Genomic DNA, 18,054 nt, shown 5'->3' on the forward strand with positions numbered 1-18,054 from the left:
TTTACTCGCAGACAAGTCTGTAGCAAAGCAGTAAGCTTATCAAACTTATACGCTGTCGATAACACAGCTTAGTTGTCTTGCAGAGAGTAGCCAAGAAAATCGTTCAATATTTTCAGTGCCTGCTGCGATAAGAGACTCTCTGAGTTTTGGGTCAAGAACCAGCTTCTCCATAGCTTCAGTTAATGCATCATCGTTTAATGGATCGACAAGAATTGCACTTTCGCCAAGAACTTCAGGCATCGCAGCGGCATTAGATGCAATCACGGGACAACCACAGGCTTGAGCTTCTAGCGGTGGCAAACCAAAACCTTCATATAAGGATGGGAAAAGAAAGCAGAATGCATTGCGATACAGATCCACAAGCTCCTCATCAGAAACTCGCCCGACAAAACTGACTTTATTACCGAGGTTTTTGTCAAATTCTAGGGGCTGATAGTTAGGATGCGTGCTCCCTGCAACAATCATATGCATTTCATACTTTTCAGGTAATTTATTGAATGCAGCGAGTAACCCATGAAAATTTTTGTGGTAATGATGCGAGGATACGGCAAGAAAATACCCCCTCCTAAGCCCAGTTTCATGAGACACAGTGAACTTTTCACTTACAGCATTATGAATAATATGTATCTTCTCTCTAGAAAATCCATACTGCGAACATATTTCATCTCTCGAGAAACCACTAACAGTTAATAACTTCTTACATGTTCCCAATAGAAGTGGTATAAAAAACTTATAGCAGTACCGGAAACCCCATGAGTATGTTTTAGGATATCGCAGATAAGATATATCATGTAATGTGATTACTTTGTTCAGATAGAGTAATGGAGCGGTATTTCCTAAATTAACAAGCAATGGGCATCCATTTTTTCGCAAAAAAAAAGGAAGGTCCCACTGTTCCCAGAGGTGCCCCGAACGACTACCTACTACTTTAACATTTAGACGTGATGCGATATCCACTTGTTTAATATCTCGTGGCGATAAAAATATAACATCATCTCTTAGCCGCGCCAGTTGTAGACAAAGCTCTGCGGCGAAACGCTGAACTCCCGTCATATCTTGAGTTAAAAACCGGGCGTTGATGTATATCATACACTTTCTCGATATCAGTAGTTATATGCTGGCTCAATGTCAGTATCTATACCCAAAACTCCCCCATCAATCTATCTAGGTGAGGGCCATAGCCAATGCCAAATCCTGCAGCAGGCGTAAACGTAAGCTCACTAAAATAAATGCAGCCATCATGAATATACCAGTCAACACGTACATAATCGAAATCAGCGGCCAGCAAACAACTCAATCTCAATGCCTCTGATGCCAACCTTTTGTCAATATCGTAAAAAGACTTTTCTTCACCATTTCCTTTATTATTTATTCCAGTTTCAAATGGTTTATCAAATCCATTTACATAAAAAATACGCGACAAGCTGCCAGTAAATCTTTCATTTATGACTTGAAGAACATAATTAATCTTACCTGCCAAACCACGGAATATATGGAATTTATAATCAGTTGGAGCAATAACACCATCGCCTAACAACTTTTCCATCAATATTCTCTTAGGAATATTTCTGTACTGAATTTCTCTTTGAACATGTGAAAAGTCGATTCTCATCCATTCGTTACATAGTTTAACTATATCCTCTATTTCAGAATTATAATTTGAAGCCTTTACAATTCTGTACATCCCCGCCCCATGGTTAGGTTTCAAAATCACATCACAGTGGGGAACATAATCAAATAACTGCTCTGGAGAGTCGGTACAAAACATTAATGGGACGAAGTATTGGTCTCCGATTTTGTCTCGCACATAATCACGCACTAAATATTTATCTGATAGAAAAACAAAATTGTCACCGCTCATTTTATTTTGCTTTCTAAACAATATCTTTTCGTTGAAGGTTCTTGCATTTTTCAAATTAGGGAAATAGCCTAGCTTCAATAAAAAAACGAACCTATCCTGAAGGGACCAGGGTAAGAACTTAGAAAATAATTTGATATATACACGCCCCTTCCCTCTCCATTTTCTTATCCATTCAGTTAGCATTTCTATGCAACCCCATTCGCAACTTGTCTGCACTTAATATCAAAAAAAGAAGCAATAGTAGTTTCACAAAAGCAAGCGAAGGCATCGGATATGGTTGTAATAAAATACTGGTACTTCCAACCAACCAAATGATATTAAAACAAATCGCATTACTGAAGATGTGTTCAGCCAATTTTAAATTAACTTTTATCATTCTCATGGTGACAATGACTGCGACAGTCAGCATAAAAATAACACCAAGCAACCCGCTATTTTTTAACTGCGTCAGAAACGGCGTCTGTATGCTTCTTTTATAATGTGCATCTAACTCCATAAGGTCAATTTTTTTTGTCTCTCCTTTATCACCAATACCGGAAGGTGAATAATATAGCCCTCCATAGCCAATACCTATCAGACTTGCGGGGAAATACTGCCCCGTGTATTTCCAATAATCTGTCATTTGACTTGAGCGAGTATTCATCGATTTACTGGAGTACAAATTCATCATAGCAGGCAGCGCTATAATGCAGATGAGAAAAGTTATCGTTATTTTTAACTTTGGTATTTTATTATTAAGTGTGCTAATGATGATATCATACAATATAAAAAGAAAGGCAAAGGCGAATAAAAACTTGTACATATTAAAATACATCACAGCACCAATAACGATTGTTGCCAAACAGATCGTAAATCTTTGCGGCAATCTGGAAAAGAATAAAGCAAAAATCATCAAGGAGTAAATAGTGAAATAGTTGTATATCTTATCTTGATCTATTATGGTGATCTTTACTCCATATCTCTCCCATAGAAAGTCATAATATATATTACTAGCCGCTATACTGGATGTGAAGTTTATTAAGTCAAAGACACAAAAGAAAGTCAATACTTTATAGAACCCCAATGAAGAAAGCTGTTTCGTGCAATTAAAGAAAAGATAAATTAGCACGCTAAAATAAATAACACCGCGAAAATAAACAATTTGCCTTTTAATCTGACCAAGGCCACCTTGCATAACGTGATTGAAAAACGCCGAAGTTGAAATAATACCGATTACGCACCCTTGAATAATGACCGCTACAGTTAGAAAGATGGCAACCTTATACTCCCTCTGCCGAAATTTAAACCAGCCAGAATGAAAAGTGAAGTGTGTGAGCAAAGCAAAAAAAATAATTATAAAAACAATGTCGATAACCGATATAAAACCAAATATTTTATAATGGTAAATAATATTTCTAGCTATAGCAATATTATAATCATGGATTGGCATAACCATGATGTTATATGATGAATATGAACAGAGCACATATAAAGAAAACAGTGTCACCGAATAAAAATTTAAGTGGAACCTTGCTGCAATACGATATAAATAGGCAAAAGCAAGGAAAAGACCAAGAAAAAAAACAATGCTATCGTAAATTATCAACAAATTATTAAGTTCAGTGATAATGGGTAGTTTCTCTGGCTCGATCATAATTCGATATATACTCATCTGTTATGTTGGTAATATCAAAAAGCTTTATAGTATCGGGCTCAATAGTAACTTCTGTAGTAGAGTTTAAGGCCCATGCAAGATTATTTTCCGTTATCTCTCTGACAGACGGGATTAACTCTAGCAATTCTTTTGCCCCACCAACTGGATTAATTAACACGCGTTTGTTGGCTAATGCACTTTCAACAACAACTCTACCAAATGGTTCGCGCCATTGAAAAGGAAAAATGACAACATCAACTTTATCTAAGAAATGTTCGGTATTAACGCGCCCCATATGAACAATATTAGCTGAACGCAACATAACACGAAAATCATCATTGTCATCAAAACAATCGCCTGCAGCGAAAGCCTGTATATTATAACCGGCATTACGTAATTGAACAATCAAGCGACAAAATACGTCAAACCCCTTTTCTTTTGTCAACCGCCCGATAAATCCGATCCGAATATGATCTGAGGAAGATGAACACCCATAATAAACAGACACCGGATTGTAAGTGTAATCACTTAATGCATTCTTGAAAAATTTATTCTTTATATGAAAATCCATGATAAAAAAACTAATGCCAATATAACAATTGACTTTTTTACTATAAATTCTCTTCAAAAAGGACCAAAGAAAAACTGAGAGTGCATGCGGTTCAGTATTTTTACCTTTGTAATACATCGTCGTGTTTGGATGCATTAGATAGTAATCACGTGAAGTATGGACTAATGTAATCCCCATAGCGTTAACAACACCCCAAACTGCGACCGAAAAACCAGATAAATTATTTGTGTTTACTATATCCGGTTGAAACTCGGCCACTTCCTTCCTAAACGGAGTTTTCATTAACAGGTTATAATTATCAATAACGTGCCATAAAAAGCGTAGCAAAATATTCCGCCTCCTGCCACTGAAAGGCCAATATATATTTCTAAGTGGTATGTATACCACCTCGACGCCATTGATTATAGAGAACGACCTTAAAGGTTTATCACATAGCGTAATTACCCTAACTTGATGACCTCTTCTAACTAGTTCCTCGCTTAGCAATTGAAGAGATATCTCCGCACCGCCCATTTTATATGGTGTATATAACGAGCTAACCATCATAATTTTCACGATGACCATCCTGGGTAAAGGGATACATCATTACTATTAACAGCAGCCCAAAATGGGCTGCTATCATTACATATCTAAATTTACTTCTTCGTTGACTCGTATTCATAATGGTAGTAACCATAACCACCATAATAACTACTCGCTTTCTTTTCAACAGCGTTAAGAATAACGCCTTTGATATTGGTACCATTCTGTTCAAAGCGACGAATACTGACTTCAACTTCTTTCACTGTATTAACACCAAAACGCGCGATCATCAACGCAGTACCTGCATGGTGGCCAATAATAGCAGCATCAGTAACAGCCAGAATTGGAGGCGTATCAACCAATACCATATCATAGTTTTGGCTAGCCCAATCAATCAATTCACCAAGCCCACGCGTCATCAATAGCTCCGAGGGGTTAGGCGGAACTTGGCCACGAACAATAATGTCCATACCCTCAACATTGGTTTTCTTGATTGCATTTTCAATTGAAACTTGCTGTGCTAAAACATCAGACAAACCATTGCCACCATCAATACCAAGTAGCGAGTGAAGATACCCCTTACGCATATCCGCATCAATCACCAGTACTTTTTGTCCTGATTGTGCAATAACTGCTGCCAAGTTGATACTCACAAATGTCTTACCGATATTCGGACTAGCCCCGGAAATCATCAGTACATTATTCTTCGCCTCCATCATGGCAAAGTGGAGACTAGTACGTAAGCTACGAATAGCTTCGATAGCTAAATCAGCCGGGTTACCATTAGCTAGTAAGCTATCCGAATCAGCATTGACTTTGCGTCTTGATGCTAGGCGAACCTGGAGGTCTTTCTTTTGTTGCCATTCAGAGAGAGGAATACTTGCATAGACATTAAATCCTTCCTGTTCGAGCTCATCGGGTGATTCTATACCTCTATGCAAACGCATTTTTATAACAACGAAAGCAACGGAAAGCAAACCACCGAGGAAAATTGCTACTAGAACGATTAAAGTCTTTCTTGGTTTAACGGGTCGTGGCTGCGCAACCGCATCATCAACTATGCGAACATTACCGACCGTACTGGCTTTAGTAATGCTCAATTCTTGTTGCTTATTGAGCAACTGCATATAGATGACCTTACCCGCATCAACATCCCGTGTTAATCGTAAAATCTCTTGTTGTGTCTGCGGCATTGTAGCGACGCGCTTGTTTAACTTCGCCCGTTCTTTCTCTAAGGTAGACCTCTTCTCCATCAAAGCACGATAGGCTGGGTGTTCTTTCGTAAACAGTTTCGAAATCTCAGCCTCTTTAAATGTGAGCTCGTTAAGTTGCGACTCTACGGCAACGATACTATCCAACACCGATTTCGCTTCCAATGATAAATCAACAGAATCGTTCTTCTTCCGATAACTGTTAAGCTTATCTTCGGCATCATCTAGTGATGATCTTACGGCCGGCAGCTGTTCTTTAAGAAACTCCAGACTTTTTTCTGCTTCTTCAGACTTACGGGCTACGTTCTGCAGAACGTAGTTTTCGTCAATGCTGTTCAGTGTTTTTTGTACCAACGCCTTGCTTTCCCCGGTTAGAGTCAGCTCCAAAACGCCAGTTTTCTTACCTCGGTCAGTCACCAGCAGCGACTTTAAAACACTATTTATCGCAGCTAGACGCGTTTTTTTAGTGATGTAGTAAGTAGTTCCTGCTTTTGCCGAGATATTATTAACAACGATTGTTACACCTTGACCAAACGACAAATCACCAAACTTTCCTTTTAATATTTCACCATCATCATCGTTAAGAGAGAATGATTGCTCATCTAAGACGGTCAGTGTGAGTTCTTCACCAAACAATATCTCAGGCACCAACAGCCGCGGCACCTCGATTTCTTGCGGTTTACTTCCCGTCAACCGCGCCCAACCTTTTCCAAAAACAGGGAAGAATTTTCTTTCAACGGAAACATCGAGCCCCAGATCATCAACAGCTTTGCCTATGATCATCCGAGACTTAATTAACTCAATTTCTGTTGATGATTCTGCCTGGGAGTTTGGAATCATTTGCGAAAGATTATCAAGCAAAGACCCACCAGGTTTTTTCTCAACTTGTACGAGAGAATCAGCCTGGTAGACAGGCGTTGTGAACAACGAATAAATGATGCCGAAAACTGCAAATAATGTAACAACACCAATGATAAGCCATCTATGGTCGAGCAGTGCCCCTAGCACTTGGGCAATGTTAAAATCATTGCCTTTCGCGTTGGCGGCGCTTTTCTTTGTGGTTATGTCTGTCATTGTGATCTCTATTAAGGATTCAGTGCTTTAACCCATTTCTGAGCCGAATCAGCAAGTAAACGGTAAACAAACTCAAAGGCTTCATGGCTTTTGCCATATGGATCAGGGATGTCTTTTTGATTCATCCAGTGTCCAAATAGCATTGTCTTTCCCCTAACCTCTGGTGCTAACCGAGTGACAGCCTCAATATGGCTCTTTTCCATAACTAAAATCAGCGAGTACTTCCTACACAAATCACGAGTTAACTGTTTGGCAATATGTTCGTCAAGTGATAAACCATGCGCTTGCGCAACGACACAGGCTGTCGAGTCAGCAGCGCTTCCAACTACGGCCCCCAAACCAGCGGATTCAATGTTTTTAGAAGGTAAAAGCTGCTTGAGCAGTCGCTCACCAGTCGGAGAGCGGCATATATTGCCAACGCAAACAACTAAGATAGAATCAAACATATTCGTATCCCTGAGGCTTAGTATTAGTACTTGTACAAGGTTTCACTTTGGCTTGGACCATTCATATCATTGATAAGCTTACTATATCAAAATCGCCATTCCCATGCACAAGCTTTCAGAACCTGCTATCGGCAGCACACCCAATGTTAGAACGGACGATTACATCTCATCGCCAGTAAGCTCACACATGACGACCTGCACCTACTCTCTCTTCGCCAAGGCCAAGCTCACTTTATAGTACACAAGCTTCGTGCCTACATATCTATGATTAAAATTAATATAATCAAAGTGTATCTTCAAATGAAAAAGAGTAGTCCCCTATTGCTATGTGGCAGCCAAGGAGGAACAGTTCGCTATTTTAACAACTCTAACCAATATTCACTTTACGGTAAATACAGGCATATCAGAACCATTAGCAATGCTATTTAAGTAAACCTCTGCAGTGTGAAGTGCTTCATGAATAGTAACATCCATATCTAGGTAGCGATATGTTCCCAGACGGCCAACAAAAGTAATATTCTTTTCTTTCTGAGCCAAAGAAATGTAGCCTTCCAACATCTGCATTTCCCCAACCTGCCTGATCGGATAATAAGGAATATCATCTTCCGTGCAATAGCGACTATATTCCTTGTAGCAAACCGAACCTTGATGAGATTCCCATGGGGAAAAATGTTTATGTTCAGTAATACGCGTATAAGGTACATCTTCGCTGCCATAATTCATTACAGCGCAGCCTTGATAATCTCCATCGAATTTAAATTTATCAAAATCTAACGTTCTATATCCCAATCTACCAAGGCTGTACTCATAAAAGGCATCGAGCGGACCACTATAAAAGATGTGGTCATAATCTCCGATGCAGTTTTTATCAAAAGGAGTACTCAATTTAACAGTAATATTGTCGTGCTCCGCGATCTTTTTTATCATCGCCGTATAGCCATCTTTTGGCATGCCTTGATACTTATGGTTAAAATAATTGTCATCGTAATTGAAACGAATCGGCAAGCGTTTCAGTATTGAGGCTGGCAACTCGGATGGCGACATCCCCCACTGCTTGACCGTATAGCCTTTAAAAAAGGCCTCATATAATTCTTGACCAACAAAGCGCAACGCTTGCTCTTCAAAAGTTTTAGGTTCAACAATTGAACTATCACCTTTACTCTGAATAAGTTCCTTTGCTTCTGAGGGAGAGCAAGTTTTATTGAAGAACTGATTTATTGTGTGTAAATTTATCGGAAGCGAAAAAACCTGCCCATTAACTGTTGATTTTACTCTATTGACATATGGCATCATCACTGCATATCTAGTGACATAATTCCAGACTGTTTCATTGTCTGTATGGAATATATGGGGGCCATAGGTGTGTACCATTACCCCTGTTTCTGCATCTCGCTCATCAAAACAGTTCCCCCCGATATGAGGGCGCTGATCTATAATAGTGACTCTTAATCCCTTCTCAGCCAATTGGCGCCCAATAATCACACCGGATAGGCCAGCACCAACAAGTAGCACATTTTTTTTCACTGTCATAAATCACCTTCATTATAAATGCAACGTATTGAATAAAAATAAAAAACCAATGTGTTACGGTAGTGCTGATATAACCCTTTCCATTTGTACTTCCCAGACTAGTTTATTCTCTACAAAAGAGCGCATGTCATTGGGATCAAAATCCCCTCGCTCATACCAATTTAATAACGCTCTGATATCGATAGCTGATTCATCCGGTGGAGCTTGGTAAAAATAGTTTGTGCCTTCAAAGGCGTCATCTTTGTGACTTTTAACAAACGGTAGGCCCCGGGCACAATATTCTTTTGACTTCAAAGAGCAATTATATTCATTTTTACTACGATGACGACCTAATGAGTCAATGGCGATGTTCGAGGATTCGAAAATTTTAGTTAATGCATCACCATCCTGTGGTCCATGAAAAACAACATACTTTCTTAAATTAAGTTTATCAACCAAAACCTTGAGTTCCGATTCCGCTCCCCCGAAGTCAGAACTCCCAACAATATCAAAGTATACAGCCTTGCTACTCGAGCTATTTTTGTAATACTCGGCCATGCCTGTAATTATTCGATCATAGCCATGCCAAAAAGCCAGCTGTGCAACACCAATTAGTCTGATAGGTTTATCATGAAGCGTTTTAGAAAGACAACTTCTGGTCATTGGATTTTGAGAGATGTCCACTGAATTGAAAATCCTTAGAGCCTTTACGCCCCAGATTTCTTTAGTGAGAGCCCCCATATACACAATTAAATCAATATTTTTTTTCGAAGTGGAGAATTGCCATCTAAATATAAAGTTGTAAAACTTTGCTTTGAGGCCTTTTGATTCATTAAGAAATGGGTACGTCGGCATTTCTAAGATGACTTTTTTAGCCTTTAGTTTTATTTTTTTTATAAAACGACTAAAGCAAACACTTCTTATTGTAGGGAATGGTTGTCGAAGATATACCATGTGGTAATCATCGTCACTGCCGCTTAGATAATTAATGACCTCGTTGTAAAATAAAATATTCCGTCGTTTGTTTAATTTTTCTTCATAACTCTCACCTGTGATGAGGTTGGTTTTCATCAAGCCATAGCTAGTCATGGAGAAAATATCCACATCGTATCCCAGGTTAATAAATGCTTTACATTGTGCAAATATTTTTTTGTTTACCCCATTGCTCTTGGCACTCGTGTCCAATAATGTTATGTATGCAATTTTCTTCATCATTAGCCTATACTGGATAACACTTCTTAATTGAACACCTTGAGCAAGCGCTCCTCATATCTATCCTCATAGAAGAAATCGATGCTCTTCGCTATTATTTCTGGTGATGGATTTATATCGCCATCAACAACACGCTGCATAAGATTTGCCAAACTATCTACATCGCCTACAGGGAACAGATAGCCATTTTCCTCATCCTCGATAAAATCTCTCGGACCAGTTTTACAATCAGAGCTGATGCAGACAATGCCTCTAGACATCGCCTCACCAATTACTGTGGGCAATCCTTCGAAAGCAGATGCTAATAGCAAGGCATTCGGATTACCTGCGAGTCCCCAAGGATCATTAACCCATCCACGTAACAGCTCGAATTTTTTATTGGCTGGGCTGTTCTCTATATACTTCTCGATCAGTTCCGCATCTTCGCCATCGCCAATGATTTTTACGCAAAAATCTCCATTTACTTTTCCTGCTGCGTCGATTATGTCTCTAATCCTCTTCTGCCCATCAATCAGTAACCTGCCAATGAAGACAAAGGTTGTAATATCATTTTTTCTTTTAATTATATCCATCCGAGAGAAGGGATTTGGGAAATAAATAACCTTCTCAGGTGCAACGCCGGATTTTATAAACTCATCATTTATCTCTTTACTTATCCCTAGACAGTAATCTGCCTGTGTAGAATATTTTATATTTCCAAACCCTGACGCTATGGAAAAATGGGGCCATGACAGCACTTTATATTTGAGACCAAAGAGGTTACGAATCTTATTCGCATAGACAAGCTGACCAAAACCAGTGCAGACAACATAATCGGGCCTATATCGAATGAGAACAAAAAATATATATGTGGCGTGAAGAATAAAGTCAAGGTGTTTTATTCCACTCCGAAATGGGAAACGCGAACCGTTTATATTACTTATCCATGACTCTTTCCCTGTATAGAAAAACTTTGTTTTTCCATTCATTAAATTACTCTGACCGCCACTGAGAGAAATAATACGTGTTGTGTATTTTTTGTTTTTAGATAAAATCGTATTAGTTCGCTCAATAACCTTTTCCACCCCCCCCATACCTGAAACGAATGAAGTCAATATTAATATTTTTTTTCCCATATCCACGAGCCTCTTCGCGCATCCGTTATGTATCAACTCATCGAGTTAGCATTCCTGTTCAGCACCAAAAATCCTGTATATGCTTGGCTACCGACGTAATTGACACTATGCAGTAAATACATTCACTGCTAAATAAAAAAACAACAATGTACGCTTTTTATTTCCTTGCAGGAAAATTCAGTTTAACCACTCACTTCATAGGTATTGTCTCTTAATAAGCCCAAAGCCTTTTTTTAAAACGTTCTCACCTTCAATATTGGCGACAGCCATTTCTTTTACTTTTAATCTGTGAGCATTCGCCCTTATCCAGACATTAAAGAGCCGCTCTGACATGAAACCAAAAACACGTCTTTGATAGGTATCATAAGTTTCGTACGGAATCTTATCTTTTAAGGAAAAAAGAATCCCGAATAACCATTCGCAGTATTCATCGATAATCTCCTTCCTGGAAATGAACATATTGTAAAGGCTTATTTTTTTACTCTTCATTACCGCATCAAAACTCTCAATATATGCTGGTTCATTCTTTTCAACCTCAGCCCTTAGTAGTTCAAAATCATTTTCCCCATGAGCTTTAATGTAGTGATCCTTTATTTTAACAATGTAATAGTTTCTTGGCTTTGACACGATCAGATCGAATCCACTTAGTACGGAGTCGATCTCTTCACGGCTTAATATTCCGCGGCCGTTTATTTGAACAGAATTGCTCCCAGATGAAAAATATCTGCGGTAGTGGACCAAGCCAACAACATCTTCTCTCGCGTTTTTCCATATCCAATAAAGGGCTGTAAGTTCGCAGAAATAAGGATTCAATGAGCTGATATTTTCGCCGCTTGCATCAGTTAATATATCAGAATTCAACTTTCCAGAACCAACTTTAATTGGCTTGTAAACATTATCTGTCGGAAACTGATAATCCTTATGGGTGACCACATATATGAGCATTTTGCACCTTTTTAATTCTTAATCACTAAAACGAGAGTTGCGCTTAGCATCTATTCTGCTAACTAGCTTACCGAGTCCCCATGACACTGGTATTGCTAATTTTTTTGCCTTTATAATAACAAAGATCAGTTTTTCTAGATGAGTGGCATAACTGCGCAAGCCGTCAATCAAAGGAAGTTCCTGATAGCTTTGCCACATCATTTGCCTTCCCGCAATAAATTTCTCTCTATCTTTGATACGATAAACGCTCATGAATGCAGAACGTGAAAGGTTGACAACAGCAGAATTATAATAAACTTCTGCTATATTGTTCTTTCTGCATTCAATCTTCAAATACTGTATTGTTTCAAACATTACCAGTTGCTTAAGTGCCGACTCTGACATCAAAGAATTTGGCCGTTTTCTATAGCCATAAAGTGCATTCTTTATGTGATAAGGTTTTTGGCACAAAGCATTCAAAATAGTTGTACTAACAATATCCTCATAGATAAGCCCGAGTGGATAAACAATATTTTCATAGAGACTTCTCTTTGCGGCTCTAGCCCAGGGATAATTAGGCTTGGATGCTAGCTCTTGCTTAGACATTTCGCTACATATGAATTTCAAATCGTCGCTTAAAACATTGCTTTCTTCTGTTGACTCTCCGCGTAATACTTCGAAATCATAGTACACTAAATCAGCGTCGTGCTCTTCAATAGCTTTACTCAGAAAATACAGTAAATTTGGCGATATGATGTCATCTGCATCTATAAAAACAATGTATTCCCCAGAGGCTTTTTCTAAGCCGAAATTCCTAGTCTCTGACACACCACCATTCTTCTTTTCATAATAATAGAAGTTTTTCACCTTCTCATTGATTATAAACGACTCTGCAATATCCCCGGTATTATCTGTCGATCCGTCATTAATGATAATGCATTCGAATGACTTACAGCCTTCTTGCTTGACTATAGAAGCAAGACAGTTTGATAAGTACTCAGAAACATTATATGCAGGTATAATTATGCTGAAAATTACAGGTCCCATTTATTGTCCTAATATATCAACCAGTTTAAAATACGCCGATTTTATTTAGAATAGTAGGCAAATCATCACTGATAATAGAGACCAGATCCCCATAATAGAAAAACTGGTTACTAACAATATTGATGTATACATACATTAATAATAACAGAGCCACCAAAGAAAGATAAATTATACATTTTAGCATGTAATCTTTTATTCCACCCACCAATAAAATGGCATAGGTAAACGCAAAGATCATTAAATTAAATGCATATCGCGTCGAAATTTCTTCGAACGAAGTACATAGAAAAAATATTAATGCACCATAAATAAAGAAGCCACGTATATCTTCTAATGTTCTCTTTCTAGACTCATCTAACTCTAAAAAATATTTTTGGAAAAGGTTCCCCCCTTCTATAATCATGATAAAGAAAACTATCGCTCCCAATTTCCGGCCAAAGTCACTACCTTCAAACGTTGCATCATTGTCATATACTGCCGCTTTCTCTGAGAATAGACTCCCTGTCGGAAAAAAAGCCACCAATATTGAAAAAAAGTATTTCCCAACAACATAAGTGGCCCCAAATGCAGCGAGTGCTAGAGGTGTTGAAACTTTTTGGAAGAAGCGTCTTAAAAAGATATAAGGGCCGTACATTATAAATGAGAAGTGGCTCATTGCCGCCAGTATTATTAATGCCATTCCGTTTCGTATAGTTTTACAAGAGAGTGCGCAAACTAAAAAGGATAAGGCTAAAGACTGCCTAAGAATATTCCCGTACAACCCTTGAAAAGTATACTGACAACAGAACATAAACAAGATAATTGCAAAACTGTTTCCGGTAATTCTATAAAGACCCACAACGAGTAACGTAAAACTAACAAAATAAAAGAAGGCAAATGCCTCGTTGTTCACTCCGAATAAGTATGCGGAAATATACAGAAACAAATAAGAAATGAAATCCGATCCCTGGAAATCGGCAACCCACTGAACGATATTTAGGCCATTACCTTCTAGCATAGATAGTCGGTAATTGACCTTGTCATTCATAATTGCATCAAGCGTCTTTGTGGAGATAACAATGCAAGTTATCAATGTCATCGCAATAAAGAAAAAAAAGTATGCCAAGTAATTTTTTTCTCTATCACTAGCAATGATATAAAAAGCCATTATTCCGGAAAAGCCAACCATCGTAAGATAGGGGGCAACAAAGAAACTGCCCATAGCAATCAGCACCAATAAGCAAAGGACCATATTCCTTTTGTTCAGCACTTCCGTTAACTCCATATTTTCACCTTTATTTTAAATGGCTCTTTTACTTCTTTGCTTATCGGTATTTATATCCGTAATTGTAATATGAGCCTTCAGAGTAAATCTCTGTTGCTTTTTTAACGTACCCATTTACAATTAACCCACTGATACTAACTCCCGACTTTTCAAATCGAGATATTGATATTTCAACTTCTTTCACAGTATTTTTCGCGAATCCAACTACCAGCATCGTTGTTCCAGCGTGCCTCCCAATAATAGAAGGATCGGTAACGGCCATAATAGGAGGTGTGTCAATGATGACAAAATCATACATATTACTTAATGTTGATACTAAAAACTTGAAGCGAGCAGTCATCAATAACTCTGAAGGATTAGGCGGTATCTTACCTCTAGGAATTATATCCAATCCTGTGCGCTCGTCATGCTGGATGTATTTACTAATATCGACCTCAGATGACGTAAGGAAGGAGGATAATCCCAACTCATTTTTCAAAGAAAATAACTCATGGATATACCCCTTTCTCAAATCGGCATCAAGCAAAAGCACTCGTTTCCCAGACATCGTGATTAAACTTGAGAAATTGGCGCTAATGAATGTTTTACCGCACCCTGGACTTACACCAGAGATCATTAGCACGTTATTATTAGACTCAACCATTGCAAAATGTAGTGAAGTGCGTAATCCACGCAGTGCTTCGATTGCTAAATCGCTAGGGTCAAAATCAGCCAGTGTAGTGTGCTGGAGAATTTTTTTACTCTCGCCTTTTTTTTCTTTTCTTATGATTTCACCTTGTATCGAGGAAAATGGTATTGTAGCTAGTACGCTCACTCCCAGTTGACCTAATTCTTCGATTTTTTCAACTCGTTTATAAAGGATTGTTTTCAACAATACCAATATAAACGCAAATATGAAGCCAAGATAAAGAGAGACGAAAATAATCACCTTGCTATTCAGACTCGCGACTCCAGTCTTCAACTCTGCGTAATCAACGATTCTTACATCACCGATAATACTCGCCTTAGTGACTCGTAACTCTTGTTCTTTTTGCAAAAGCAAAACATAGACAGCCTGCCCTACCAGAACATCACGACTCAGGCGAATTAGTTGTTGTTGACTCTCTGGTAAGTTGGCAATACTTGAGTTAATTTTTGAACGTTCTTCTTCTATAGTTTTTTTCTTATCCAGAAGGGCTTTGTACGATGGGTATTCCTTCGTGTAAGCTTGCGATATATCAACCTCTTGTATCGTAAGCGCATTTAGCTGGGTGTCTAATGCAACCCCTCGTTTTAATAATTGCTGAGCCTCTAAACTCATATCAAGAGAGTTGCTATTTCTTCTATACATATTTAGCGCATCTTCAGCATGGATTAGATCATTTTTTTTAATAGTTAGCTGCTTAGACAAAAAATCAAGCCCTTTCTCCGCTTGCGCTGATTTATCCTTTATATTCTGATTAAGGTAATTTTTAGCAATTTCATTCAGAGTTGACACTACTTTTTCAGGATCTTTCCCTTGATAGAATACTCTAAAAACACCATTATCACGTGCGTTACTCACGAAACTGAGGTTAGCTATAACAGAGTTAATTGCGGTTATTTTAGATTTTTTTACTAACTCAAAAGTGTCCCCCACAGTAGAATTTCCTTTATTGATCAAAATGGACATACCACCTTCCAAAGTAGGTTTATTAAACTCTCCTGTTATAACATCACCCTGCCCAGTCATAATTTTATATTTTTTTTGAGAGATAATATCTAATTGAAGAGTTTTATCCTGAAGGTTCTCTGGAACGTCTAAAACGTCGACGATGATATATTTTTTATCCCCGGTAATTCTTGAGATTAGCGTGCCAATTACAGGTAAAACCTTTTCTTTAGCATCAATATCAAGTTTTAGCGTCGATACAGCCTCACCAATGACACGTCGAGAAAAAAGTAAAGCCATTTCAGCAGCATCTTTTACTTCCTGATCTTGCGCGAAAGCATCAGAAACATTCGACACTAAACTGTCGGCGGCATTTTTTTCAACCTGTATTAACACATCGGCGCGATACATGGGCGTTGCTAGCCACGTGTAACCAATACTCATACCCGCAAATAAGAATACCAGCCCGAGAATAAACTTATGATGTTCAAGCAGCACACCAACTAAATGATGTAAATTGCTGTTAATTTGGCCACTGTCGCACGGTTCAGTTACGTGTTTTTTTTCAGACATAGTGTTTCCAGTCATTGGCTTCGGTACTTCTGACATATTAAGCGCGCCATGGTTCTAGAGTACTAAATGTGACTCATCGCGGAGAATTAATATCATGAATGGGAGTAATTATTTTATCTCGACTTCACTTCATGTGGCTAATTTTAGGATAATTCAGTAGTCAGTTACGTTTAGCCTATTAATGTACTTAGTGGCCATCTTTATAATTACGAAGATGGCCACCACTTACTTACACGCGAGAGCCACGACTCTCATATGTTACGGCCAATTACGAATACGCAGTGAGCCCTCGCTCAGGTTGTTAAATCCAACAATAGTTGGTAACAGCTGATTAATTACGCGGTTCCAACGGGCCAAAGGAGCCGTAGTTACATAAACAATATCGTAGGGTTGCAAGTGGAACTCTGTTCCCATGACCATTGCCGTCGCATCCGATGCATTCAACTGATAGATACTCGCCAGTTTCTGACCTTCCGTACCGCGTAGAGGCCTAATGACAAATACACCTGTTGCATCAGATACAGCCTGATCCATCCCTTCAGCGTTACCAAGTGCCTCCGTCAACGTCATTCCGCTGCGGTCCATTTTCAATGTGGTTTGCTTTTTCACTTCTCCCATAACGAAAACTTTTAAGTCATCGTTGCGTGGTACGTAGAGGATATCACCAGGATAAAGTAAACGGTTTTGCGTCAAATCGCCACGCTGCATCAGTGCCTGCAAGGAAATGCGCTGTTCTTGCCCATTATGAGTCAACACTACATTGCGCCAATCAGCGTTCTCAGCTAAACCACCGGCGGCATTAATAGCATCCATAACTGTCAAAGGAACGTTCGTGATTGCTTGCTTTCCTGATGTTGCTACCTCACCTGTAACATAAACCTTTTGTGAACGGAAGGCGGCGATGCTGACGTCCACTTGCGGGCTTTCGATATATTGCGCAAGCCTACCGGCAATATCATTGCGAACCTGACTCATGGTTCTACCGGCGACTTTTACCTTGCCAATGTAAGGATAGAAAATAGTACCGTCAGAATTGACCCAGTTCCCTGTATCGCTGGCGCTCCGATATTGGCCTGCCGGAGTGGTCAGTTCAGGATGATCCCACACGGTTACCATCAAGACATCACCAATACCGATACGGTATTCATAGTTCTGTAGTTCACGTTCTAAAGAGGAGTTGGGTTGTGCAACAACTGGCTTAGGTCGCATTTTCTCGACCAAGCTTGGCGTGAGCGGATAAACATTAACCAGTTTATCGATGTCAAAATCATTATCTTGTTGTTTGACGACCTCTTTGCCACTGGTTGAAAGATGAGAGCCCGGTACGATAGTACAGCCGCTAACCACACCGATAGATACCAAAAGTGGTATCAGTTTCCATTGTTTTTTTGCCATCGAGTTATCATCACTTTCAAAGTAAATATATCTGCAAGCTACGTTAGCTGGTCAACCTGGGCTACAT

Annotated in this window: 14 protein-coding genes; all 14 read right to left on the reverse strand. The window is 38.9% G+C overall.

Features of this window, described 5'->3' with window-relative positions; all coding sequences use genetic code 11:
• Positions 1–45: 45 nt before the first annotated feature.
• The gene (locus GF111_RS04605; protein ID WP_071845281.1) at positions 46–1,089 is read right to left on the reverse strand and encodes a glycosyltransferase family 1 protein; all 1,044 of its coding nucleotides are present in this window, start codon (positions 1,087–1,089) and stop codon (positions 46–48) included.
• Positions 1,090–1,135: 46 nt separating this feature from the next.
• A complete protein-coding gene (locus GF111_RS04610) occupies positions 1,136–2,044 on the reverse strand; it encodes an ATP-grasp fold amidoligase family protein (protein ID WP_053056824.1) in 909 nt (302 codons plus the stop codon).
• Positions 2,034–3,494, reverse strand: a complete 1,461-nt coding sequence (locus GF111_RS04615) for a hypothetical protein (RefSeq protein ID WP_047728098.1) — start codon at positions 3,492–3,494, stop codon at positions 2,034–2,036. Before GF111_RS04615 ends, GF111_RS04610 begins: the two co-directional genes overlap by 11 nt.
• On the reverse strand, positions 3,460–4,611 hold the full coding sequence (locus tag GF111_RS04620) for a glycosyltransferase (protein ID WP_224217845.1): 1,152 nt from the start codon (positions 4,609–4,611) through the stop codon (positions 3,460–3,462). Before GF111_RS04620 ends, GF111_RS04615 begins: the two co-directional genes overlap by 35 nt.
• A gap of 89 nt (positions 4,612–4,700) precedes the next feature.
• The gene (wzc, locus tag GF111_RS04625; RefSeq protein WP_047728101.1) at positions 4,701–6,872 is read right to left on the reverse strand and encodes a tyrosine-protein kinase Wzc; all 2,172 of its coding nucleotides are present in this window, start codon (positions 6,870–6,872) and stop codon (positions 4,701–4,703) included.
• An 11-nt stretch (positions 6,873–6,883) separates the two neighbouring features.
• Positions 6,884–7,318 carry a protein-tyrosine-phosphatase gene (locus GF111_RS04630; RefSeq protein WP_055313701.1) on the reverse strand — a complete coding sequence of 145 codons (435 nt, stop codon included), beginning with the start codon at positions 7,316–7,318 and terminating at the stop codon, positions 6,884–6,886.
• 378 nt (positions 7,319–7,696) lie between these two features.
• A complete protein-coding gene (gene glf, locus GF111_RS04635) occupies positions 7,697–8,848 on the reverse strand; it encodes a UDP-galactopyranose mutase (protein ID WP_047728102.1) in 1,152 nt (383 codons plus the stop codon).
• Between the two features lie 54 nt (positions 8,849–8,902).
• The gene (locus GF111_RS04640) at positions 8,903–10,042 is read right to left on the reverse strand and encodes a hypothetical protein (protein ID WP_047728103.1); all 1,140 of its coding nucleotides are present in this window, start codon (positions 10,040–10,042) and stop codon (positions 8,903–8,905) included.
• Between the two features lie 23 nt (positions 10,043–10,065).
• Positions 10,066–11,154, reverse strand: coding sequence for a glycosyltransferase (locus GF111_RS04645; RefSeq protein ID WP_162420243.1), 1,089 nt, complete (start codon positions 11,152–11,154; stop codon positions 10,066–10,068).
• 195 nt (positions 11,155–11,349) lie between these two features.
• Positions 11,350–12,099: a DUF4422 domain-containing protein gene (locus tag GF111_RS04650; RefSeq protein ID WP_047728105.1), complete on the reverse strand. Its 750-nt coding sequence runs from the start codon at positions 12,097–12,099 to the stop codon at positions 11,350–11,352.
• Positions 12,100–12,117: 18 nt separating this feature from the next.
• On the reverse strand, positions 12,118–13,125 hold the full coding sequence (locus GF111_RS04655) for a glycosyltransferase family 2 protein (RefSeq protein ID WP_053056826.1): 1,008 nt from the start codon (positions 13,123–13,125) through the stop codon (positions 12,118–12,120).
• Positions 13,126–13,150: 25 nt separating this feature from the next.
• A complete protein-coding gene (locus GF111_RS04660) occupies positions 13,151–14,389 on the reverse strand; it encodes an EpsG family protein (protein ID WP_047728107.1) in 1,239 nt (412 codons plus the stop codon).
• Positions 14,390–14,429: 40 nt separating this feature from the next.
• Positions 14,430–16,592: a polysaccharide biosynthesis tyrosine autokinase gene (locus GF111_RS04665; protein ID WP_047728110.1), complete on the reverse strand. Its 2,163-nt coding sequence runs from the start codon at positions 16,590–16,592 to the stop codon at positions 14,430–14,432.
• A 258-nt stretch (positions 16,593–16,850) separates the two neighbouring features.
• Positions 16,851–17,987 (reverse strand): polysaccharide export protein, encoded by a 1,137-nt coding sequence (locus GF111_RS04670; RefSeq protein WP_047728112.1) that lies wholly within the window; start codon positions 17,985–17,987, stop codon positions 16,851–16,853.
• Positions 17,988–18,054: the final 67 nt, after the last annotated feature.

Source organism: Serratia sp. HRI, assembly GCF_010119335.3.
Classification (GTDB): domain Bacteria; phylum Pseudomonadota; class Gammaproteobacteria; order Enterobacterales; family Enterobacteriaceae; genus Serratia; species Serratia nevei.